Annotated in this window: 18 protein-coding genes; 7 read left to right on the forward strand and 11 right to left on the reverse strand. The window is 60.0% G+C overall.

Going from position 1 to position 22,317, the window contains the following annotated elements; genetic code table 11:
• Positions 1–65: 65 nt before the first annotated feature.
• The 6 genes from OXS31_RS16435 to OXS31_RS16460 form a co-directional block, all read right to left on the reverse strand.
• The gene (locus tag OXS31_RS16435; protein ID WP_267400498.1) at positions 66–2,723 is read right to left on the reverse strand and encodes a hypothetical protein; all 2,658 of its coding nucleotides are present in this window, start codon (positions 2,721–2,723) and stop codon (positions 66–68) included.
• A gap of 101 nt (positions 2,724–2,824) precedes the next feature.
• Positions 2,825–4,246 carry a hypothetical protein gene (locus tag OXS31_RS16440; RefSeq protein WP_267400499.1) on the reverse strand — a complete coding sequence of 474 codons (1,422 nt, stop codon included), beginning with the start codon at positions 4,244–4,246 and terminating at the stop codon, positions 2,825–2,827.
• A complete protein-coding gene (locus tag OXS31_RS16445) occupies positions 4,243–4,770 on the reverse strand; it encodes a lytic transglycosylase domain-containing protein (RefSeq protein WP_267400500.1) in 528 nt (175 codons plus the stop codon). The genes OXS31_RS16440 and OXS31_RS16445 overlap by 4 nt, the downstream gene beginning before the upstream one ends.
• Positions 4,751–5,821, reverse strand: a complete 1,071-nt coding sequence (locus OXS31_RS16450; RefSeq protein WP_267400501.1) for a hypothetical protein — start codon at positions 5,819–5,821, stop codon at positions 4,751–4,753. Before OXS31_RS16450 ends, OXS31_RS16445 begins: the two co-directional genes overlap by 20 nt.
• On the reverse strand, positions 5,793–6,350 hold the full coding sequence (locus tag OXS31_RS16455; RefSeq protein ID WP_267400502.1) for a hypothetical protein: 558 nt from the start codon (positions 6,348–6,350) through the stop codon (positions 5,793–5,795). Before OXS31_RS16455 ends, OXS31_RS16450 begins: the two co-directional genes overlap by 29 nt.
• Before the next feature lie 676 nt (positions 6,351–7,026).
• Entirely contained in the window at positions 7,027–8,400 is a 1,374-nt protein-coding gene (locus OXS31_RS16460) for a toprim domain-containing protein (protein ID WP_267400503.1), read from the reverse strand.
• A 217-nt stretch (positions 8,401–8,617) separates the two neighbouring features.
• Between OXS31_RS16460 and OXS31_RS16465 the strand changes: the two genes are divergently transcribed.
• The 5 genes from OXS31_RS16465 to OXS31_RS16485 all read left to right on the forward strand — a co-directional run bounded on the left by OXS31_RS16465 (position 8,618) and on the right by OXS31_RS16485 (position 13,193).
• Complete coding sequence (locus OXS31_RS16465; protein ID WP_267400504.1) at positions 8,618–8,929, forward strand: hypothetical protein; 312 nt, start codon at positions 8,618–8,620, stop codon at positions 8,927–8,929.
• A 2-nt stretch (positions 8,930–8,931) separates the two neighbouring features.
• Positions 8,932–9,720: a hypothetical protein gene (locus OXS31_RS16470; RefSeq protein WP_267400505.1), complete on the forward strand. Its 789-nt coding sequence runs from the start codon at positions 8,932–8,934 to the stop codon at positions 9,718–9,720.
• A gap of 214 nt (positions 9,721–9,934) precedes the next feature.
• On the forward strand, positions 9,935–10,621 hold the full coding sequence (locus tag OXS31_RS16475) for a hypothetical protein (RefSeq protein ID WP_267400506.1): 687 nt from the start codon (positions 9,935–9,937) through the stop codon (positions 10,619–10,621).
• A gap of 332 nt (positions 10,622–10,953) precedes the next feature.
• Complete coding sequence (locus OXS31_RS16480; RefSeq protein WP_267400507.1) at positions 10,954–12,243, forward strand: hypothetical protein; 1,290 nt, start codon at positions 10,954–10,956, stop codon at positions 12,241–12,243.
• Positions 12,240–13,193, forward strand: coding sequence for a tyrosine-type recombinase/integrase (locus OXS31_RS16485; RefSeq protein WP_267400508.1), 954 nt, complete (start codon positions 12,240–12,242; stop codon positions 13,191–13,193). The genes OXS31_RS16480 and OXS31_RS16485 overlap by 4 nt, the downstream gene beginning before the upstream one ends.
• A gap of 76 nt (positions 13,194–13,269) precedes the next feature.
• Here the strand turns inward: OXS31_RS16485 and OXS31_RS16490 are convergent, their stop codons facing one another.
• Genes OXS31_RS16490 through OXS31_RS16510 form a run of 5 tightly spaced genes read right to left on the reverse strand, consistent with a single transcriptional unit; the run spans position 13,270 to position 21,042 of the window.
• Positions 13,270–13,968, reverse strand: a complete 699-nt coding sequence (locus tag OXS31_RS16490) for a PIN domain-containing protein (protein ID WP_267400509.1) — start codon at positions 13,966–13,968, stop codon at positions 13,270–13,272.
• Positions 13,965–14,627 (reverse strand): hypothetical protein, encoded by a 663-nt coding sequence (locus tag OXS31_RS16495; protein ID WP_267400510.1) that lies wholly within the window; start codon positions 14,625–14,627, stop codon positions 13,965–13,967. The genes OXS31_RS16490 and OXS31_RS16495 overlap by 4 nt, the downstream gene beginning before the upstream one ends.
• A 27-nt stretch (positions 14,628–14,654) precedes the next feature.
• Positions 14,655–18,713 carry a hypothetical protein gene (locus OXS31_RS23480; protein WP_267400511.1) on the reverse strand — a complete coding sequence of 1,353 codons (4,059 nt, stop codon included), beginning with the start codon at positions 18,711–18,713 and terminating at the stop codon, positions 14,655–14,657.
• 32 nt (positions 18,714–18,745) lie between these two features.
• The gene (locus OXS31_RS16505) at positions 18,746–19,582 is read right to left on the reverse strand and encodes a hypothetical protein (protein WP_267400512.1); all 837 of its coding nucleotides are present in this window, start codon (positions 19,580–19,582) and stop codon (positions 18,746–18,748) included.
• 8 nt (positions 19,583–19,590) lie between these two features.
• Positions 19,591–21,042: a hypothetical protein gene (locus tag OXS31_RS16510; protein ID WP_267400513.1), complete on the reverse strand. Its 1,452-nt coding sequence runs from the start codon at positions 21,040–21,042 to the stop codon at positions 19,591–19,593.
• A gap of 269 nt (positions 21,043–21,311) precedes the next feature.
• On the opposite strand from OXS31_RS16510, the gene OXS31_RS16515 reads away from it, so the two are divergent.
• Both OXS31_RS16515 and OXS31_RS16520 read left to right on the forward strand, forming a co-directional pair.
• On the forward strand, positions 21,312–21,851 hold the full coding sequence (locus tag OXS31_RS16515; protein WP_267400514.1) for a hypothetical protein: 540 nt from the start codon (positions 21,312–21,314) through the stop codon (positions 21,849–21,851).
• 39 nt (positions 21,852–21,890) lie between these two features.
• Positions 21,891–22,295 (forward strand): hypothetical protein, encoded by a 405-nt coding sequence (locus tag OXS31_RS16520; protein ID WP_267400515.1) that lies wholly within the window; start codon positions 21,891–21,893, stop codon positions 22,293–22,295.
• Positions 22,296–22,317 lie beyond the last annotated feature (22 nt).

A 22,317-nucleotide genomic window follows, 5' to 3' on the forward strand; every position in this document is an offset into this window, starting at 1 on the left:
GCTACGCAGGCCGACCTACCGCGCAACGGACATCAAGTGGAAGGCCATGTGGCGTGGCCCTTGGCTCACTCCAAAAGGCCCTTGAGCACATCCATCGCCTTGCTCTTGGGCTGAAGCTGAGTCTGCGGGTAGACCAGGGCCTTCGACAGGGCTGCCATCTCCCGATCAGCGACTTCGGCCGCAAGGCGCTCATCCCCGCCGTTGAACAGGGTTTCCGCCTGCAGGAACGTCTGCCTGACTTCGCCATACTCGATCGCGGTCGCCATCCACGGCATGTTCTCGAGGTTCGCGGCGACAGCCATAGCGACGTCGGACATCGGTCGTGCCGGCTGGGGAGCAGCGCGGTGCTCGGGCTCGATGAAGGACGTCTCGGTTTCGTATCCGATCGGCGCAACTGGTGCTGGACTGCCCGCCGGCTCTACCGGCCAGGGATCAGGTGTGTCGAGGAAGGCCGCGAGAATGTCCTCCTCCTCCGCGGGCATCGGCGTCGCCGGCTGCGAACCACCGCGCCCGCTGGAGCCGCCGCCCTGGTAGCTGTCGTCCGTGCCGTGGTCATCACGGCCGACCGGATCAGGATCCATAGCGAACGCGTCCAGCCCGGCGAGATCGCCAAGCTTGGCAACGGCGACTTCGCCCGACCGGCTCATCCTCGCAATAGCGGCAAAGGCCGCGAGGGTGTCGCGGGTGTTCCGGATCGGCTGTTCGGTTGCGATGGCCAGCAGGCCTTCGGCCGGTTCGATCACGTCTGAAAGTAGCTCGCTTGCCACCAGGTTGGGACCCAATAGCGCTGTCATCTCTGCGTCGGCAACGTAGTGTTCGGCAATCCGCCTGATAGCGAGCTGAGAGGAGAAGTAGAGGTTCATCTCCCTCAGCATGTGGCGGGCATCGTCGCGCAGCATCAGTGCGAGGTCTTCCCACTCACGCCGGGGTGAATGCTTCATGAGATAGGCCATCTCGTCCTCGGTCGGGATCTTGACCTTCGCGAGCCGCATCATGAACCAGTCATCGAGGTACCGGTATAGCGGGTCCTTATGCTTCTCCGCGATGCCGTGGTTAAAAACCTGCGTCTCCCTCAGCTTGCCCTTGTACAGCATCATCGCCTGGCCCATTTCCTGGCTCTGCAGCGCCGTTCGGGTCAGCCGATCGCGCTCCTCAAGGGTGCCCTTGCCGGTGGCATAGATGTTTCCCAAGTCGCCGTAACGCTCGTACTGGCTTCGGGCGATGAAGCGGGCCTTGCCGCCCATCTTGATGGCGAATTCGGTGGTTTCTTCGTCATCGAGGTACATGAACTCCTTGGTCGCGGAGTTCGCGATAATCTGCAGCGTCGTTTTCTTCTCACGCTCCAGCATACCGGGAAGATCCTGCGTTCCGGTCAGGATTGCGAAACCCAACCCGCGCCCTTGGGCATTTGCCATCTCCTGGCCTTCCGCGACCATGTAGGCGTTTTCGTCGTTCGCGATGCCGTAGGGGATCTCGGAGTTCGTCGGCAGGCGATGCACGATGTCGTTCACCGAGCCTTCGAAGACGGTGCCCAGGCCAACCACCATGCCGTTGCGCGCCGCGGTCTGGACGATCTTGCCCAGGTTCGCGAGCTCCTCGCCCGACTTTTCCATCGAGGGCAGGAGGGTGAGTAGGATCCGACCATTGAGCACGGCGTCCTGGTACTCGATCTCGCCCTGGCCAACCAGGTAGATGTGCCCGTAGGTGTCCGACAGCGAGGCGAGAGAGCGGGTGAAGTAGGCCTGGGCAAAGCCGAACTGGCGCGTCACCTCATCAGGCTGCTGGCTCACCGGCTTTTTGCGATCGTAGCCGGCGAGGGACTCCAGGTATGCCTTCAGCGCGTCCCGACTGCGCTTGCCGATGTGGTTGTCGGTGAATAGCTCGACGAATTTGTTGAAGGCGAGATAGTCGCGAACAACGCCTGGGTCGATCTGGATGCGGCCCAGCATTGCCAGGTCTGTCAGCGCCGGCATGATGCTGGCGACCAGGGCGATGGCTCGCTCCTGGAACAGCTTGTTATCGCCCTGCGAAGGCGGCATCAGCGAGACCAGCAGCTGCGTCTTCGACTCAGCACTGCCCTTGGAGAAGATGGCCGCGTCATTCGAACGTCGTTCGGCAGGATCGCCCTTACCTTCCTGCAGGCCGGTGATGTAGTTCGTCACGCGGAAATCCAGATCTCGACCGAAGATCCGGCAGTGTGTGGCCATCTGGATCATCGCTTTCGGTGCTGCCTTGGCGTCCTGGAAAGCAACCGCTGACCCGACCGCAAGGAAGTTGACGACCCAGGAGACGATCCGCTCGGTCTTACCGGCCCCCGTGGTGCCGAGCAGCCACCAATGCTGCGTGAGCGTCTTAAAGCTCATCCACACTTCGATGCCGCCTTTCAGCAGCCTGCCTGCGTAGAAGCTCCCGCGCGCCTTGTAGTAGCCGTTGTTGAGCCCGGGTTTCGGGTCATTCAAGTCGGGTTTGTTGGCCGCCAGTGGGAGATGAATGGGCAGCACGTCCTTGGGAATTACCAATGCCGCCCACAGAATGGAAAACACCGCAGCGCAAGGCGCAATTGTGGCCGGCCACACCAGGATCGACGCCGTGGACACGACGGACCAGGCAGGAAGGATCCGGGGGTGGGCAAGTCCATCCCATCCCTTGCGCCATAACGAACGCGGGTCGATGACCGTCCTTTGCGTGTCGATCTCAAACCGGGAATCAACGATCCTACTCATAGACACCTGCACAACGCGGCATGGGGATAGCTGCCAGCACGGCAAGCGTTTGTTGAGGACGGCGGGCAGCCCCGCTTCGACAGGACAGGCGCGGTTTCACGTTAGGTCTCATCGTCTTTGCCTACCCGCTCATACGGGGTCTGAACTGGCGGCTGCGTCGCCTGCGCGGCTTTGCGGGGCGGGCCTGGCTTGTTGCCGCGGGCCGCTTCCTCCTGCTCCGCTCGGAGCAGGTCATTCGCTTCACGAACGCGACGTTTCTGGGCTTCCTCTGAGTGTTCGCCGGGATCTATCCAATGCTCGATGGACATGACCTTGCGGAACTCGATGACCGCACCGGCCACCATCGGGACCGTGATCGCTTTCCCCTGCAGCTTCTCGATCTGGGAGTGTGCCCATAGGCCCGCCACTTCCCAGAATGGGCACTGGCCGTCCTGGCTTGCGAGCAGGAAATAGAGGTCCTTGTTGACCGGACGCATCCACAGGAGGTTGGCGTGCATCAGGCGGCCGGCTGACCGTGCCCAGGTCATCAGTTCGGCAAGGACGTTGTAGGTGTGGGCGTGGCGCTGGGTGATCTCGGTGATCCTTGGGTGCGCACCGTACTTGGCGATGAGCTTGTCGACGCCGGCGGTGTTGGCCCTGTGAGGAGTGACCAGCTTGCCGTTGCCATCGTAGCTGCCCTCTACCCAACTGAAGGCGACCTGCTCGATCATCGCCCAGGCCTCCGCCAGCTCACCGTTTCCCTGCGTGATAAAGATTGCGTATAGCGCCTTCTCAAGCGGAGGAAGCGCGTCGACACCCCGCCACAGCGGCCCCAGTTGAGCAGTGAACGCTTTCTCAGCGCGATCCAGGCTGAAAGCGACATAGCGATAGTGCGGAAGCTTCGAGCGCTTGGCGGTGATCTTCAGCAGTTTCTCATCGGGAGAAAACGCTGGGATTGCAATCATCTTCGTCTCATCCGGTGTTTCGTCCGGGTCGACCAGTGCCTTCCTTGTCCAGAGTATTTTATTGTCGAGGGCGAAATCGATTGGCAATACATAGGTCGCCCACGGCCCGATATGGGGATGCATCTTCAGGATGTTCTTTTTGTGAACAATGGCGGATGCGGGGAAATGCTTGGCCTGAATTGCTATCAGGTCGTACACGTCCTTGATGTTTCTGTTGTACTTGAAACGGACGATTTTGCGACTTTCCCTGAATCCCAGCGCGAGCATCAACGGAATCGCAACCGCGCGCCAGACATAGCCGTGCTGCTCCATGAGCATGATCAGCGCCTTGATGCCATATTGCGAGGGATTGATCGTCTTGATTGCATTACGTGCGACCACAATGCTCTGTAGCTCATTGCTGGTCATCAAGAACGAGAGGTGCTGATATACGCCGAAGAGATGGTATGAAGTCCAGAAGCTGGCCCACATTATCGCTGGCCGCGCTATCCACCATAGGCCAAATACTATAATGCTCGTGGCGAAGGTGAAGACGAACAGGTCTTGCAGAAAGTTACTTGGCTTATCCGAATCGTTCATCGGCGCGTATCCGCAGAGTAAAGTAGTTCAAACGCCTTTTCGAGTTTGCGTCGATATATCGCGTTCTTGTCTTGTGAACGCGAGTGATAGTTCGCCAGAGCGGTGAGATATTCCTCCGGCGTGGAGATGGGCTGATCGGCGACCGCCTGAGTGACGAGCCAAGCTGCGACCTTGGCGTTTGTGCATCCGTTGTTGCGGAGCTCTTCGCGGGAGATACCCATCGCCGCCAGGCGTTGCAGATGCACCGTATTGATCTGGAACGGCCCAATGTCGGTCGACCCGTTCTGGTTCGGGCGGCTGTCCTTGCCTACCGTGCCGCCCTCGACGATCAGCACGGCCAGTAGGATATCCGGATGCACTCGAAAGGCCCTGGACACGTCGAGCAGGCACGAGGCGGAGAGCGGCACAAGCCCCGCCCTGGGCGCAGTGGAGGACGACCAGGCTAATGGCACCGTAAGCAGGCCCAGGGCGAGCACCAGGCAACGCCGTACCAACGCGCCAGTGCTAATACGGCCGCGGAGCATGGGTCTTGGTCTCCACTGCCTCAGGCGCGACTTCGCGGTGTGGGCTCTGTGCGCGGAGAGCGCTGTCCGTCGATACCTCAAGGCCGCGATAAAGGCGCTCAAAGGAATCGAAGACCGGGTCCAGGGGGTAGCCGCTGACGATGATCTCTCGGCGCTGGGCCGCCGGCAGCTGGCGGACGTATTCCATGGTCTCGGCCATACCCTGGGTCCAGCAGCGGGCGAGCATCTTGCCCGCCTGCGAAAGCAGGGTTGTGCCGAGGTACCCGCGCTCCTCCTCGGTCAGCGACCACCTGGCCGTCGCCTCCGCAAGGGTGCCATCCACGACACGCTCTGAGAGGTAGTCGGTGACCATCTGAGCGACGCTCGCCGGATCCTCGTGGAAGTACGAGAAGGCGTGGTACTCGGTCATGACGTCAGCGGTGGCCAGAGACAGGCCTTGGATGATCTTCCAGTCGGTCGATACCGGCATCAGCGGCGAGGCCAGCCCAGCCTCCTGCGCACGTTCAGCAAGAGCTTGCAGGGGCGCGAGGTAACGCTTATCGCCGGCGTCGAGGATCAGCCCATTGTTCCGCTCCAGGGCATTCAACATGCACGGGAGCAGGGCGCCACTGATCTGCGATGTCAGCCAGGCCGGACACTCTTCGTCCGGCACGCCGAACGCACGGGTGATGACTTGTGCATCGTCACGGATACGACCGAGTACGGTACCCATGACCTTGGTCAGTTGATCGGTATCGCCCGGGTCAACCCACTGCAGCACGCGCGAAAGGATCGGGGCCAGCACCTTGACGCTGTGGGCCGCGGTCTTCACTGCGGTGTCGACGCTCGAGCGCTCTGGCGCGTTGGGATCATTCGGCGGCAGGTGGCGCGCCAGCGTCTCCTCAACCGAAACCGAGCGTGGGTAGTCGGTTTGGGGACCTGGTGCGAGGCGGGTGGCCAGCTCGTCGTCGGTAAGGGAGCCGCTTGGGAACGCTGCGCCATCGCGAAGGAAATCGTCCAACGCGATCGACTGCGGACGTTGGTTACCGCGCCGAAGGGAATCGGAGGACATGGCTTTGTTCCTCGGTGGGTTGATGCTTCATTTCGTGCTGGAGCGTCTCGGCGTCGAGCAGATGGGGCCAGACCTGCACGCGCTCGGCGGCTGACCCCGTCTCCAAGCGCTCATTGATCCAGCGATTCTGGAGGTCGGCGAAGTAGGGCATCATCGGAATGATCTTTTGCTCCTCGGGCAGCGCGCTCCATTCCTGGGGCGAGTAGCCGAGATCACGCATGCCCACATGGATGCAGTGCTCCAGGCAGCTATCCAGCAGGTAGATCGTGTACGCCATGGGCTTGCCGCCAGGCTGGAGCATTACGTCCTTTCCGAGCGGCGCGTCTTCGTCGTCGACGATGGTCAGCGGTAGCCCGTCCATGCCACCGGTGTTCTGGTTCGGCTCAATCAGGTTCAGCAGCGCGTAGCTGTGCAGGAGCAGGGCCCAGGTGAGAGGGCCGGCCGAATCGAGCGCGGCGCTGAGCGGCCATACGCGTTCATCGACGGAAAAGGCGATAGCGCCATGGTGGTAGGCGGCCATCTCCAGCATGGCTGACACCTTGGAGAACGAGTCTCCGGGATACTGGTGCATACGGGCCCCTGGGAGTAGCGGAAAAATATCCGATATAATGTGCTTGTACGGATAATTTTAAGGGCGTCGCATGTTTTGCGCAAACCTTCTCGACGCGGGAGACCGCGACCATCCCCCGCGTCTGCTAGAGATGGCTCTCCACGACCGTGAAGTTCGCAGCCTGGTGGAGCACGCGAGGCAGAACTGCACACACCCGGTCCAGGTCAGCGTGGGCGCCAGCGACGGACGGACTACGGTGCGCTTGGAGTGGGTGCGACGCATGGGAGCGTTCCGAGTCGCGTGCCGGCGGGGCTCGCTCGGCACAATTCTCTTGGATGAGTTGCTAGGTTCTCTCGGCCAACCGGTGCCGAGCTCTGCAGCGCCGTGTCACGTGGCCCTGCATAGAGACGTGGTGATCTGGAGGAGGGCGCTGATAGACACCGATGACGGCCTGCTCTTCCTATACAGCGAGATGCCGAACTATGGCCACTCGAAGGCTCGCTGCCTTGTCGAGCTGGGCATGAATTACCAGGGAAACCCGCGACATGAGGTCCTCGAGTTCAGCATTCGGCCCGGGACGCTACCTTCTTCTCCTTGGCTACTGCAGAGAAAGGACGCCTTAGCGTTGCGAGCGGAGCTGGGGCCTCAGACGAGCCTACGGTGCGGATAGCCCAGGCCTTTGCTTGGCCGAGACAGTCTCGCTGGCCGACACTCCCGTGATGGTCCGTTGCAACTGCCCGTTGGAAAACCGCGCTTCTGCGTGTTTCTCCTGCAACCAGGTAGTCCACCGGCTTTGGAGGTCTGCCATCTCACGCTTCAGCAGGGGCCCGCTCGCCCGGGCGAATGCCTCCAGCATCGTGTCCGACCGGCGCTGTTCGGCCAGGGCACCTGCCATGGTCCTGAGCTCGCCCAAGCCAGCGCTTTCCAGGCGTAGCGTGGCAAAGCGCTGTGCGATCTGCACGGCGTTAGGGGAGTGCGCCATCCATCGAGCCGCGTGGGCTACCAGAGGATCCCATTCGCTTATGGCTGCGAGCTTGGCACGAGTGGCGTCGGTGAGATTCATCGATGAGATAGGCAGCCCGGAAAAGGTGCTCGCCTTGGAGAGCAGCTTCAGCAGCAGCGCGGGCTGCGCTTTGCTGGTGTACTCCTCGAGCTTATGCAGATAGAGGGCGCGATCCTCAATGCCAGGTTTTTCCGACAATCCAGTCATGCATACCTGGTGGATGAACATGGCCAGGTCATGGGCACGATTCATCTCGGCTCGGAAGCGCTCTGGACCGTGTTGGCGCACGTAGCTGTCCGGATCCTCTCCGGGCGGCAACTGCATTACGCGCACTTCCAGCTCGGAATCTTGGCTATCCATGACGACCTGGACGGCCCGGACCGCTGCCCGGGTGCCGGCTTTGTCGCCGTCGAAACATAACCAAAGACGCTTCGCGCCAAGCTCCTTTGCCAGCTCTAGTTGTTGGTCGGTCAGCGCGGTACCCATGGGTGCAAGGCCGAGCTGCAGGCCGGCGCTGGCCAGCCGGATTACGTCCATGTACCCCTCGACGATCAGGGCCTCGCCTGAGCGCCGAATCTCGCCCTGGTTCTGGTAGGCGCCGTAGAGGAGGGCGCTCTTGTCGAAGAGGACCGTCTCCGGTGTGTTGATGTACTTCGGGCCGGACCCGGTAGCTTGATCTAGGACCCGCCCACCGTAGCCGACCAGCTGACCGGCTGTATTGCGGACGGGGAACATCAGACGGCCGCGGAAAAAGTCGTTCAACATGCCTGAGTCGGCTCGGTGAAGCAGGCCGGCATCCACCGCGGCTGCACGGACGGTTTGATGCGTGTAGTGATCGACGAGGCCGCGCCACGCCGCCGGCGCAAAGCCCAGCTCGAAGATTCGGCACGTTCCAACGGAAAGATCCCGGGTGCCCAGGTAGTCCTGCGCCGGCGCGTCCTTGAGGTGCTGCTGGAAGTAGATGCGGCCCACCTCCATGGCTTTGAGCGCCTTCTGTACAGCTGGGTCGTTTGGGTCGAAAGCCATTGGTCTAACCTGGGAAGAAACGGTATTTATAGATGATATTTTACCGTGTACTCTAGCGCCACTGCTGCTGGTACGACGACAAGCCGAACTGCGGGAATCGCCGCCCAGAGTCCTGCGAAACTCCGCTTTGGGCAGGTCGCGATGCCACCGCAAAACGGCTTCCGGGCCGGTGCGCGTTCGTCGGCGGTTCGCCCTGAGAACTGACCAGAGACTTCCTGTGAGCGGATTTTCCACCTCGAGCACGCCGATGAAGGACGCCCCAGACCTGCACACGCGATGCTCGCGCTTGGTGGAGCAGGCGAACCTGTTGTCAGCGCCAACTCACGACATCTGGCAAGGCCTCCCAACTGACTTGGCATTGCAACTCGCTGTTCAACTAAGCGAGATCCATACGAACGCGCTTAGTGTGCAAGCATGGTTTGACAAAGATGAAGCTTCGCAAATAGACAGCAGCTCTTCGTGGTCACAGCTGAAAAACTACCTGGCTGAAGCCGAACGATTTATCGAGACGCTAACGAAGACGGCCTAAATATGCTTGCTGAAAGTTTCCAAAAAGAGCTGATTTTGAAAAATGCGTTAACGAGAATAAGACGTGCGTCATTGTTTGTCGACTCTTCACTTCGTAGGCGCAGGCAGCAGATTTTGGCCGCTAACAGCACAGAGGGTCACCAATATTTTCTCGCAATGAAGCAGGCGTTAACAGAATTCGATGTAGACATAGGCGCATGCGCTGATGCGACTGAGACTATGAGACGAAGTTCTGGGGAAAAATTTAAGATAGATGTGCAGAGATTTATCTCTGAACCAGCGCAGAAAATCGCTATTGGACAGACTTTAAATTCCCGTCAATCGCACGTTTATTCACTATCTAAATCTCAGGGGGTGCTATCACCATCGCACTCTGCCTTAATAGATACTAAAGTTGGCGATCTTGCGTGGGGAGCATTCTCTCTCAAGAAACTCTCGCAGTCCTGCACACCAGGCTCTTCGAAATCCACTCAGGCAAGGTTGACAGGGGCAAGTTACGGTAATCAACTTAACCTGGAGGATCTAGCTGTTATAGATTGCGCGGTGTGCTACCGCAATGATGACTTTGATTATTATTTTATGACGCAATTATCAGCGGGCGGCGCTGAAGTCGTACACCGCGTTGCTATGATAATTGCGCGTGATTATTATGTGCGCGTAGATAAGGCTATCGTTGCTGCTGCCAAGATGCTGTTAGACCCGATTGTAGGTGGGGATGCTGACCATTGCTGCAGTATGCTAAAGCAGCGCCAAATTCCTACGTCTTGGGCTCATTACTGTGATCTACGATGATCAGCTAACACCAGCAATAGCCATTATTTGACAAGCGCAGAACATATCGTCATAGCTTACTCTAGTCATAATCAATGGGTTGCTATTTTCTACATCGTAGCGCACTGTGTCAATGTTCACTCAGCACTGTGTAGGTCATGTTAGTGGGTACTATAGAAGGATAAATTAAATGCTGTTTCCCAGGCAGATTACAAAAATCATATCGGACTGCGGTATGGCAGCCGACAAGCATGTCCGTGGCGAATTAGTGAGGGGATTGATCGCTGGAGAAAATGACTATACATCTCAGTTTACGGGCATTTTTCGTAGAGATATAGAGTCACGGAATATTCCCGGCCTGAGTGCTCAGATTCAGGTTCTAAAGCCAAGGCCTGAACGTCACTTTGGGGCTGATGCATGCATCATTTTAAAAAGTGATACGCATTTCAAAATAGGCATTTTCGAGGCAAAGTGGCCTTCTCTTTCGCTAGGCAAAAAGTATTGGGATAGCTTTAAAAAATTCATTAGTTCTTCGCGTTTTAGTTCTCAACTGCAGAGGCAGAATAGATACTGGCCAGATTTTGCTATCTGGGAAATGTTTTATAGCGAATACCCATATTTTGCACAGCCATCATGCATGCCAGATGAAGTCTCCGCCTGCGTATGGCACGATGACGCTTACCGGTTCATGCGGGCAAACGTTCGGAGTTCGATAACTTGGAATAATAGCCATCTGATAAGCCTTTTAGAAGCTGTAGGCCCCCTAACTATAGGTGATGTGATGCAGTCAATGTGCGCTTGTACGCATGGGAGGAAATTTGTAATAAGCGAGTACAATGCATTAACTGATGAACTTGCCGTCGCTTCTCATGCGCTGGTAATCACCTATAGCGGAAATGGTGAAGCGCTTGAATTCGACTGACTTCGATATCCGTCACTCGGGTTTGTACCTTATCGAGCGATGCGGGTTAGTTATCGGATTGGTATCAGATCGCAGCGCGATGCGGCGCGCTGGTCTATCTCTGCTAGAACCGTCAACTATTGCTCGTTGTATCTCTGGGGGGCAACCTCCGTCCGCTGCCAGGAGCTGGAGGAATCTCAGATGGCTGTTGCTGGATGCAGCTGGACAAAAAGGTTCGAGATCGGAGCTTCCAATGCAGTGACGTTAGGCCTAGGCATTTAGACAGAATCCACATCCACATTACTTCCCTAAATGTATGTTTGGGGAAGTAACCTGGACAGCAGCGGAGCAGGGTGGCAGGCTTGCATCTTGGGGTGCTGACGGAGTTGCCGGCGGCGCGGCGCGCGGCATCGGCCCTGGTTTGGAGATCGAGCGGCATGTGGATTGTGGAAAAAAACGGCCGGCCTGTCCGTAAGCTGGCAGCCTTCGAGCGCGACCTGGTTTTCGGTCATGTCGCCGGGACGCTCAAGCCCGATGAGGTACCGATGGCAGCTCGACTCTTACGCGCTGTCCGCGCGGAAGGCCGCTGGTTCGCCTGCGAATGCGCATCGCCACATCCACTGCTGAACGTCCAGCTGCGCGGAAATGGTCGCCTGGTTCTGCGGAACAACCACACCAGTCAAGCGCACCACGTCGACTGCGGCCTCATCAAACAGGAGCGATCAAGCTCGCAGCCCCGCGAACGCGTCGGCGGTGAGGTCGTTCGGCCGGACGATACCCAGGTGCTGAAATTGCTGCCTGAGTTTGCCCCTGCTCGCGCGACACCGCCCTCACGTTCAGGAACGCCGACTGAGCCGCAGGCGCCCCGGGTCAAAAAGGAGCGGCTACTGTCGCTTCTTCTGGCGCTGTGCGAGAAAGCCGGGCTTGATCGGTATGATCCGTCTGCCGAGGCCAGGTTGAGGGGCCAATTCGATTCGCTCCGAGTCGCACTGGCTTCTTTCGAGATCGCACCTGGCATCAGCGCGATTGACTACGCTCGACTGACCGTCGACAAGCCCACGGTTGTGAGCCTTGCGATGGCCCTTAAATCTGCTGACGTCTTCGGCGATCGTCGTCGTTATGGTCTTCTGCTATGCCGACCCAAATCATGGGGCGCCCATCACCTCGTAGTGGAAAAAGACGAGCGCGAAGAAACGCATCGCTTTTTTGGTCGGATGCAGGCCTGGGGTGAACCATCTGGACCCTGTCTGGCGTTGGCGACGCTCGCGACACCGGGGCCTGACTCGAGATTTTACGAGCTAGCCGATGTGGCGGTCGTACCCGTGTTGTCGAACGGCCACATGATGCCTATTGCTGGTCCGACGGATCGTGAGGCCATGGGCGAGGTCGTCAAGATCATCCGCTGGCTGCATAGAAGCAAGGAGCGAACGGTGGTGATGCGGCGGCACCTATTTGGCGGTGGGAGCCTCGAGCTCGCAGACGACCGAACCTTTCTAAGCGTGGACATTTCGGACGGGGCCGAGGCTGCCGATGATGGGGAGGTGTTGGAGCAAGAGGGGCATCTATCGCTGCGCGCACTTGGCGGTGACATCGACCTGCTTAAGCGCCGGATCGCGCGCGAGTTCCTTAAGGAGAAGTCATGACTGAACTGGTAGCGGTACCTCCCGCCTCCTCTATTGCGCGGGCGAACATGCTCACGCCCTATCGGCGCTTCATGAGCGGCTTTCAGGGCAGCAGCGCCGTGACGATGCGCTATGCGTTGGCGCAGGTCGCAGCGGCCGTTGGGTTCCCGGAAGATGAGCCACTGGACGAGCTTCCCTGGGAGGTCCTGCGAGACGTTCACCTCGGTATCGCTAGGGACGTGTGGACTGGGCAGGGTCTCGCGCGAAACACCATCGTGCTCTACATGCACGCCATGCGTGCCATGTGCAATGCGTGCTTTCTCTCCGAGTTGATCTCCGAGAAAGACATGATGCGAATCAAGGCGGTCAAGCTGCCCCGCGGCAAGAACATGATTGGCCGGGGCCGCTTCGTCGAGCTGCGGTACCGCGAGCAGCTGATCAAGAATTGCCTGGACGACGAGCGTCTGCAAGGCGTCCGTGATGCCGCCCTTATTGCCGTGCTATTCGGTAGCGGGATGCGGCGGGCGGAGGCGGCTGTGATCCGGTGCGAGGACCTGAACTTGGACGAGGGCTATGTCGACGTGGTGGCCAAGGGGAACCTACGCGTCCGGAAGTACCTTGCCGCCTGGTCGCTTCCCTATCTCGAGCAGTGGCAAGCAGCCCGCTACGCAAGGCTACGCTCCCGGACCGGCTATCTGTTCAGTCGCATCAGCAAGGCTGGCAAGGTAGGCGAGACCGCCCTCACCGGCCGCTCGGTCTATTTCCTGCTGCGGCAACGGTCTGAGGCAGCCGGCTTGCCGTTCCTGGTCAAGCCACACGATGCCCGGCGCACCGTCGGCACCTCGGTGATCGCTGAGCACGGCGACATCGCTGCGCAGAAGGTGCTTGGCCACGCCAGCCTATCGACCACGGCGATCTACGATATGCGGGGCGAGGAATTCAAGAAATCGGTCGTCAAGAACATGCGGTGATGCCGGTGGTTGATAGCTGGAACTCGCCTATGGGAAGGCGAGCCCCAATGTAGAGAAACCCACCGCAATATCCTGTTTACAGCCCTAAGGCATGCTTAGCCGCGCCTAGATTTGGCTGGTATTCCAGCCGTACCGCGCTCAGGTCCTGCGCGAGGTCGTAAGGCACTGCACCGGATCTGTCGGTGAAGTCCGTGGTATTTGATGACACAAAGACGATGGGCTGGATCTGGCCAGCTTGCCGCAACATGCTAGCTGCCTCTAGGTACGCTTCAATAACGACACAATCTGAGATCGAGTCTTTTCCGATCTTGGCTGGGGTACGCCGAGTCGTACTTCGGACAGCTCCGCGTGCCATAACGCCGGCAGTTTCCGGGATCAGAACTGCTGCTTGGATCCATCCGTCCAGCACAGTTTGAGTTCGCTCTACATGACCCTGCAGGTGAGATGCTTGCAAAAGGCCTTGCGCACCGAATATCTGTGCAACCTCGTGCATGCGCTTCGCAGCCTTGATGAACCTCTTCAGCGTCTTGTTCGCCAGCTCTTCAACGCCAGGGCGATTCCGGCTTAGCTCAAGCCAGACACGTTCGGCGAGGAGTACAACCAGGCCGTGTCCGGATGCGGAGCAAAGAAGGCTTTTGGCTGCGTTCGCATTGCTAGCGGTAGTGGTGTCCGCGGTAAGGTCGCGAATGATGTCCAGCAGTATGCAGGTGTCTACGCATAGCACCGGCTTCCCCGATTTGGCGATATCAGAAACCTGCTCTTCGGTCAGGCTCATGAGATGCGCTTGGTCCGATGCTTTAGTAGGTCCAATCCGAACTGGCATTCACGTATCAGTTCAACGGCGGTCTCGTCAGGCCAACCTTCCGATTCAACCAGCCACCTCAGAATCTGCTCAAGATCCGGAGTCGTGGGCGATCGGTGCACAGCCAGCAGGAAGTCGAACCAACGCTTCCGATCAAGCGGGTGTGTAGACCCTGTCGACTTATTAGCTCCACTTGAGAACGCTCTGAGTGCAGATGCTGGTCCCTCGCCCAATAACGTTTCTAGCGACAAAAACTCATCGCCAAGCTTCACCTGAATACTGAATTTTTCCCGAGCAGGTATGACGACTTTCACCACGAAGTCGTCGATTAGACGGTTGTACCTAGCTGGACCTAGCTCAGGAATTTTGCGCGGGAGGATGTTCGTAAGCTTCAGGCTGTCGAGATCCTGAAGAAGCGTCAACATGCACGGCTCAACGCCTTCGGACTCTTCGCGCGTGAAGAGGGCTACGGTGATATCACGGGGGTACGCGCGGTAAAGCTGATCTTCGTCCTTGATTGCGTGTTTCCACGGCCGCTCTGCGCTCGCAACAAGGGCCTCTTTCAGCGCGCCGACACCGGCTGGTGACGTAAGCGTAAGCTCCCGAAAGAGGTGGATCCCTGGTTCACTCATGTTCAGTCGTTCCAATCCGGTCGTAGATCAAGGTGCTAGCTGGGTGCCCGTATCACACCTACTTGAGGCCTGCCCATCATAAGGTGGCTGTGTAGTCTGCAGATAAGGCAGCGCTGCGCCAGCTATTGAAGCATACGTCGACGCGATAGGTGCGGTGAGAGAGATACCATCCGCCGGCGTAGCTTCCGACACATGGCTTCCAGACGCTGACAGGTTTTCCAACGCGTGCCGGGTGATCGCTATCGCCGACTCATCCCAAATGACGAAGTTGCTGGTGCCAGCGTTCAGGCCCCGGTGCACAGCGTCAAGATACTTGAGACCGCGGACCCCGAGGCTATTGAGCATTTCAGACGCCGCGCGCGGCCCGCCAACGGATGCTGCAAGCCGGCGGTAAGCCTCGAGCCCGGTGAGGCCTTCATAGGCACCCAGGCTTCCATCGGGCCTAGCAAACGCAGCCAGCACCTGCGCCGACTGCAGGGCTAGCGGCTGATCTCCGAGCAGCAGCTCATCATCGTCCGGGATCTGCACCTCATACAAATACCCCGCCCCCGGCGGGCGGGTGATGTCGTTGACGAGCGCGCGGTAGCAGGCCAGCCGCTCCGATCCTTCAGTGTAACGTCTAGGCGCCCCTTCATTCGGTGCCCAGACGAGTTGGTCCATTACGCGATCGGCGATGCCCGCAGCGGTGATAACACTATCGAAATAGCCTTTGCGATAGTCGCGGGTGACTCTATCCAAGACCTCATCGCGGCGCAGGCCTGCTTCGCCGCGGTAGGTGAAGCCGCGCTCCAGCGTGAGCACGTTTCGATAGAACTCCGCTACCGCACGCTCCTCGGCGAAGTACAGTCCCCAGCCAAACGCCTGCGACCCCTCCCCGCTCCCCATTTTATCCAGGCTGAAGGAGTCGAAGAGGTGGGGCGACCCGTGATAGGCCTGGCGGAAGCGGATATCCGGGTCCGTCGAGCTGTAGAGCCCTACGTTACCGATCGCCGATTTGATTTGCTCGGGCTCTAGCGCGATCCAGGCATCCTGATCGGCAAACTCGGTTGAGTGCGAGCCGGCGTCGTGGACGATCTTGATCCCGTCCTTACCGCATTCCTTCAGCCAGGCTCGGTAGGCCGCGACCTCGGCTTGGCCAACCCGTCGGCCGTCATCCACACCGTTGTGCAGCAGCCGCGCACGGCGGAGCATGAGGTGGAAGGTGGTCTCCTGGGGGTTCTGGATCGAGAGATGGACCGGATAGATTGCTCGGCCGTACATCTCCGCCCCGCCCTTCCCAGGGTTCGTTGAGAACCAACTCCCCACCGTATCGATGCTATGCGCCCGGCGCACGATATTGACCGAGGCCATTCTGTCGAAGGCGAAGATGTCGCCGAGGCTCCTGCCCTCGTGTTCCCAAGGCGTAGTGCCGTGATAGACCACCAGAGGCTTGCCGTCATCGCCACGGACCTTGCTGTTGCGGAACCACGCATCGAAGTGATCCTGGCGGCTCTTCAGTGCGCCGGACCGCAGATACGCTAAGGCATCCTCGCGATCCTGCTTCGCGCGGGTGAGCACCGTCTGCCGCTTCGCGGCGTCCGGATACTGGATAGCGGAGCGAATCTGGTCAGGCTCATAGACGATCCACTCAGGCTCGCCGCCAACGGTATCGGGGCCGGTGTAGCACACGGCGTCGTATCCCCGCGCCCGTGCCATCCTGGCATCGTCCGAACTGGAGGTATGCAGAACACGCTCAGCTCGCAGATACACGGGGACGATGCTGGGATTCGGCAGCGCGTCCGCAATGCGAAGCTTCACCGCCTCATCCCTGACCCACTCCGGCATCTCGTCGTGTTGCCCGGTGAGCAGCTTGAATACCTCCTGGCCGGCGTCCTGGTCGTCGTCCCGTGCCCCCTCGACGTAGGCCGCGACATCCAGCAGCGAGTCCAGATCCAGATGGTGTCGGCGAGCTAGCTGCAGCAGCTCCTGGGTTCGCTCGAAATCTTCCGGCCAGCAATCCCACCGACCGACGTGGACGCAGCGCTGGAACAGCTGCGAGATCTCCGGGGGATACTCGCGCGCTACCGCCGCGAAGGCCTGGTCCTGGCGCATGGTCTGATTCCGGCTGGCGGTGGCGTACTGGCCGGCGATATCGGGCTGAGCGGTGAAGAAGAAGCCTTCGCCATGGTATCGGTCATTGAGCTCAGTACGAATTGCCGCTGCTGAGAACGTCTCGAAGCGCGCTGCGGTACCGTGGAATAGCCGCAGCGGCTGGCCACGGGCGTCTACGACCTGACTGTTCGCGAACCACTGGCGAAATTCAGCGCTGCTGACATCACGTTGATCGCCAGCGGCGACAGTCGTGGCCTCCATCAGCGCTTCGGCGGCCGTAGCTGACAGCGGGACGGACCAGCGACTTCCGCTCGCAAGTGCAGCTGCAGGTTCAATAGCGTGCTGCCGGCGCACTTCGCCCGACGTAATGGTCACCGTCGCCAGGTGAATCACGTTGCTGTCCGCCCCGTTGAGCGTTACCTGGCGCAACCGGGCCTGCCGCGGTCCGGCACCGGCCGCGGGATCGATCCAGCTGACGGACCCTGTGCGCTCCAGTGTCGCCTGGCGCTCTGCGCGTGCCCGCATGCCGTCCACCTGCATCACCAGATCGGTGATCGTCTGGTGTAGCAGCTCGTGGTGTGGATCCGTTGCCATCGCTACCAGGCGGGGCCACAGGGCCTCGAAGTTGTCCATGACAGCTGGCGCACCGGCCAGGGTCAGCACGTAGAGATAGCCAACGGACTGCGCGGCGTCCATGTCCTCCAGCGCAGCGCTTCGCGACTCCGCTGGGAGGCTAAAGAGGTCGGAGAGGTGGCCGGCGTCGAGTGAAGACGCCCACGGATTGGCATCGTTCGTGATGGTGCTGTCAGCCTGGGCTGCCGCGAATCGAATAGCCTGATTGGCCAGACTCGCGAAGTCCGCCGGCGCGAGGGTGAACGATCCTGGCGCGTGCTCATCCAGCCAGCGGGCGGCGGGTGTCTGGAAGAACCATGATCGCAACTGCGCCAGACACTGCTGGCCAAGGTTAAAGCCCTCCCGACCACTCGCCGGCGGCTCCTGCTCGTTTGCGACTCGTTCAATGAGGTAGGCCAGTCGCTCGCTGGGGATATGCCGCTGCGGAGTGGACGCCGGCACCCGGAGCGCGGCCCACGTGGCGTAGCTGTCTTGCTGCGCCAGCAACCGATTGAAGTGTCGAACCAAACGGAGATAGTCCGGGCCCAGCATCGTCTCAAGACTCGCGTGCTCGCCCATTTCATGGAGGAAGACGCCACTGCAGCTCGAGGGGGTCAGCTTGTCAGCGATCAAGGTCACCTGGCCACCGGTAGTGAGGCCCGACACTAGATCCAACTGAGCGCGGTCATGAGTGCTCCGGATCCACTCAGGCAAATCCGCCGTGGTCTGCACGATCCGTAGGCGCCCCGCACTGGCGAGAGCATCGATCACTGGCGCACCGTAGCGCTGTTCTAGGAGCGCACGTACTTCGCCGGCGTGCATGATGGCTTGCTGGCCAAGCATGGCGCTTCCGGCCGAAGGTACAGGGTGCAGGCCCTGGGCATAATCGAGCAAGCCCGGTGCCCAACCGCGGATAGCAGCAGCGATTTCATCATCACCCAGGACGGATGCTTCATCCGGGCGCGCACGTCGCAAGGCAGGCACCAGGACCTGTGCCATCTCCTCACTGGAGCTACGTTCAACGGCCCAGACGTCGATCAGCGCTCTTACGGTTTCGACGGAGTCGGTGTCCAGGCCGAGCGTTGCTGCGCGCTCCTCCAGCCACCAGGTGGGCGGCGAGTCTATGAAGGAGCGCTGGATCTGGCCATGCTGGCTGCCGAAGACCGGTCTTAGGCCGGCCGCGCGGCCTATTGCGCCCCACGCGAACACCGGTGTGCGTACCTCGGTCCACCCCTCCGCCTTGAGTAGCTCGCGGTCGCGAGGTGACGGCGCTTCGATCCAACGGCGGCGCTGGCCATCGTGACGCTGGTAGAGCACGGAAGTCGGACTCAATGCGGCGCTCGGAATGTCGATCTCCGTTAGGCGTGGGGCTTCAGCTGTCACCGGGCGATTCCTTGTGCGATGTACTGTCGTGGTCAGTGGAGCCGCGGCCCTGCCGGGCGCACGGCAAGGTCGGCCTCCGGTTCCAGCTCCTCCTGCGCGCCATGCCAGCGCTGTTCTGCCCGATTCACCTGGAGGGTCCGATTTTCGGGAGCCCGAATATCCGCGGCAGGCATAGAGATCGCGAGATCGAAGTCGCGCCTTTGCCTGCAGGCCTGCTGGATATCCGCCAGATACTGCAGTGCCTGGTCGTGCGTCACACCGGAGAAGTCCGTTCCAAGAATTGCGTCCTCGGTTTTGCTCCAGACCACGTGCGCAACGCGGGCGGACGGCCTCATCTCGAGGTTGTAGCGATTGAAATACTCCGCCGCACGCAGCACGTGGCCGCTCTCCTCTACCGAGAAAAAGGCGGGCTGAGAGATGCCAAGCTCTCTTGCTCGCCGGTGAGCGTCCCGCGTGCACCCGCCGGCGTCGAATTCGTCCCGGGTACCCAACCAGTCGTAGTCCGCGAGGATGGCACCGGTAGCGGACTTGCCAGAGATCACCATGGCCATCCGAACGATTGACCAGTGTTCAGCACTGACCCCCGCTTCGATGCATTCCGCTTTCGTCAGCCACTTTTGACCATTGGGGATACGGACGGGCGTTAGCGTCAGGTGATCGGCAGAGTGGTAGTCGGGGTCGATCGTGTGCTGGATGAATTTGCTTGCGGTCTTAGTACCGAGCAGCACGTGTGCCGGGCAGTCCCTGGGCACGCTCGGGTCGCTGGACCAGCGCACCTCTACACCCTCGCGGTTGCTGGTGGATGGTGCAAGCACAGGTACCCCGAGGCCCTTTACCTGCACGATGATCCCGTGTGTGTACTGGGTCATGAGAAACCTTAGCCAAGTCTTGGCATTGCTGTTACGTGGGAAGCCATCGAGGATCTTGTCGTGGCCTGGCCAATCGACAAGCTGATGCCGCCCACTATCTTGATGGGCGTCGACGCTGCGGCTGCAGGTGTCAGGCCAACGTCCGAAGGCAGGCGCATGAATAGCTCCGCGAAACTCGGCGCCTCGATGGTCTTCAGTTGTTGCGCTGCCGGCGAGAAGTCGCCGTCGTAGAGAACTGCTCGAGGAGTGTCGAGGAACACCTGCAGCGCGAGTGGTTGAGGCGTGCCCTCGGCACCCTCTGCTGGATGCAGCGTAGCGACCACGAACCTCTGCCCGCTGGTCTTGTTGCGCTGCAGCTGACTAGCCGCGTCGAAGCTGATACGCCAACGCTGGGCGAGAAGCTCAATTGCTGCAGACATCTCTTCAACGATCCGGCAACTATGGTCGTCGATCGTAGACTGGAGATCGCGCCTGAGGGCGTCCCTTGAGAAAGGATTGCGGATCCATGCCACCTGGTGCGAAACCAACACTGGGTGGTCCCCGTACTCAGGTAGGGTGATAGTGCGCGTCAGGAAAACGCAGGTCGCGCTGGCGCTCCGTTCGATGGTCAGCCCGCATTGCGGCAGCGGTACATGGGCATTCGGGCCACAGATTGCCTTGGCCGTCCTGTAGACGTTCTGGACACCTTCCAGGCGCAGCGCCGCCACCCGCTCGGCGAGCTTGGCTCCAAGGGTATCGGCCTCGCACTGCGCCAGGTACCGACCATTGTCGCTGCACCTCTCCCAGTCGCTTGCCCGGGCCATCTGCTCGGTGATCTGCCTGGTAAGTTCCCGCGTGACGGCAACCTCACGCTTCCAACAGACGCTCGAGGTGGTGAGCTCTGGGTAGCTGGCGGCGAGATCTGCTAGCACCGTAGCTGCATCGGGCCGAGAGTGGCCATTGAGTCCATATCGGAGCTCCTGCAGCAGCTGTAGGTGAGCCGGAGTTATGTCGGCACGTCCGGCTTGCGCCAGCGCCAACATCGCCTCCGCATCAGCCTGACCGGGACCATTGCGCTCCACGCCGCGATGCTGCATCTCGTGGAACGAAAGTCGCGGTGACCGCGCTGCCAGCTGGCAGGCATCTCGCGCGCCGTAGACGCCACAGATATCGGGCGTGAGCTCAGGGTGGCGTATCGAATGCTGAACCGCCAAGTTCGACGCCCAGGTGCTGAGCGTCGACGCGAGATAGTCGATGCGGACGGCCTGGGATTTCACCGTGAGGAAATAGTAACGGCGACCCTCGATAGCTGCCTTTGCCACGCGGTCATCATCGTCAATCGGCATCCACGCGGGATAGGACTCGGTGGCACTACGCCGGACAAGCCCCGCCTGAAGCACCATGCACCCGGAGGCTTTTTCAGGTGCGCACTGGACGATAACTTTCCCTAACAGCGGTGCTTCGCGGCGTGAGTCGACCATGACTGCGTCCTGCAAAAATATGCGAATGGACCGATACAGTAACATAATACCGGATATCAGCATGTGTCAGGAGCTGTGCGGCTCGCCTCAGCGATCCATGGGCAATGTTGCGGTGAGTCGCGTCGTGCCTGCGAGTTCATCTCGCCGACTGATAGAAGCCTTCAAACTTCAACGTTCGGAAAAGCGCGCCCCATCGCTACACGCGCCAGGTCGGCTAGCTAAAATACGTTCCAACATTCTGATGTTCCGACACGAGGAGCTGCACTCACATGGAAGGCACCGAACGCTCCTACGGCGACACAATGGACTATGAGGTGTATCGCCTGTCATGGGTGCCCTACGCCAAGACTGCGATAGCCTTTGTCGCTATCCTGGTGGCCGGCTTTGTTGTCAGCGCTTCGGTCTGGAATAGCGTGTCGACCGATCCGAGTCGGCACACGGTGATTGGGCTGGCCATCGCTGGCCTGCTTTTCGCGATCGGAGCTACCATCTACAAGATCCTCTATCTGCGCAGCGTGCACCTGTACACGAATGAAGCCGGCGTCTGGATGTTCCGTGGGGTTCTCCCGTGGCAGCGTGCGATCTGGGGAGTCAAATGGCGCGATGTTGAAGCCGCCTCCTACTACCCAGGATTCTTCAGCTGGATCCTCCGCTCCTATACCGTCCGAATTGGCCATCGATTCACCCGTACCAGCGAAATCGTTCTTGGCCACGTGGCACGGGGCGATCGGGCTGCCGAGCATATCAACAGCCTGCACCAGGTCATGCTGCGGCACGAGGACGCTGGCGAGCTCGTTCGCGAAGCCTGATACCCGCATCTCCATTCATACAATGCCCCCGGAAGTTAAATGACCGATAGAAATCGAGGCCTTCTCATCCCCCTGATCGAGGAGCTCATCGCATCGGCGAAAGCTTTCGAGAGCTGTGTCGACGCTGGTGAGCAAACCGGAGTCGATGAGGCGCGGCGGCAGATGCGGAAAGCTATTGCAGACGCCCAGCAGGAAATTGACCATCGTAGGCAGTGGAAGGGTCGCATGGGTACTGGTGACCCCGATCTCGATCATGCGAAGGCGCTTCGTGCAGGCGCGGATGCAATAGCTCGGTTAGCAGAAAGGGATCTACCCAAAGGCGACGGCTCAGGCGCCAAACAAGCCGCCGATGACGTCGAGTATCTGAGCAAAAGGGCTAGCGATATGCTTGCCGACGCGCGCCGCCGTGCCTTCCGGGTGGTGCCTGGCACGAACGAGCCTTAGTCACCAGGTGCGCGCCGACGAG

The organism is Pseudomonas sp. GM_Psu_1, from assembly GCF_026544185.1.
Taxonomy (GTDB): domain Bacteria; phylum Pseudomonadota; class Gammaproteobacteria; order Pseudomonadales; family Pseudomonadaceae; genus Chryseomonas; species Chryseomonas oryzihabitans.

Bases quoted from the DNA above. Each gene is read 5' to 3' on its own strand.
- OXS31_RS16510 (WP_267400513.1), bottom strand. From the start codon at position 21,042: ATGGTCGACTCACGCCGCGAAGCACCGCTGTTAGGGAAAGTTATCGTC.
- OXS31_RS16445 (WP_267400500.1), bottom strand. From the start codon at position 4,770: ATGCTCCGCGGCCGTATTAGCACTGGCGCGTTGGTACGGCGTTGCCTG.
- OXS31_RS16490 (WP_267400509.1), bottom strand. From the start codon at position 13,968: ATGAGCCTGACCGAAGAGCAGGTTTCTGATATCGCCAAATCGGGGAAG.
- OXS31_RS16460 (WP_267400503.1), bottom strand. From the start codon at position 8,400: ATGGCTTTCGACCCAAACGACCCAGCTGTACAGAAGGCGCTCAAAGCC.
- OXS31_RS16475 (WP_267400506.1), top strand. From the start codon at position 9,935: ATGGCAGCCGACAAGCATGTCCGTGGCGAATTAGTGAGGGGATTGATC.
- OXS31_RS16505 (WP_267400512.1), bottom strand. From the start codon at position 19,582: ATGACCCAGTACACACACGGGATCATCGTGCAGGTAAAGGGCCTCGGG.
- OXS31_RS16470 (WP_267400505.1), top strand. From the start codon at position 8,932: ATGCTTGCTGAAAGTTTCCAAAAAGAGCTGATTTTGAAAAATGCGTTA.
- OXS31_RS16520 (WP_267400515.1), top strand. From the start codon at position 21,891: ATGACCGATAGAAATCGAGGCCTTCTCATCCCCCTGATCGAGGAGCTC.
- OXS31_RS16450 (WP_267400501.1), bottom strand. From the start codon at position 5,821: ATGTCCTCCGATTCCCTTCGGCGCGGTAACCAACGTCCGCAGTCGATC.
- OXS31_RS16485 (WP_267400508.1), top strand. From the start codon at position 12,240: ATGACTGAACTGGTAGCGGTACCTCCCGCCTCCTCTATTGCGCGGGCG.
- OXS31_RS16435 (WP_267400498.1), bottom strand. From the start codon at position 2,723: ATGAGTAGGATCGTTGATTCCCGGTTTGAGATCGACACGCAAAGGACG.
- OXS31_RS16495 (WP_267400510.1), bottom strand. From the start codon at position 14,627: ATGAGTGAACCAGGGATCCACCTCTTTCGGGAGCTTACGCTTACGTCA.
- OXS31_RS16515 (WP_267400514.1), top strand. From the start codon at position 21,312: ATGGAAGGCACCGAACGCTCCTACGGCGACACAATGGACTATGAGGTG.
- OXS31_RS16455 (WP_267400502.1), bottom strand. From the start codon at position 6,350: ATGCTGGAGATGGCCGCCTACCACCATGGCGCTATCGCCTTTTCCGTC.
- OXS31_RS16440 (WP_267400499.1), bottom strand. From the start codon at position 4,246: ATGAACGATTCGGATAAGCCAAGTAACTTTCTGCAAGACCTGTTCGTC.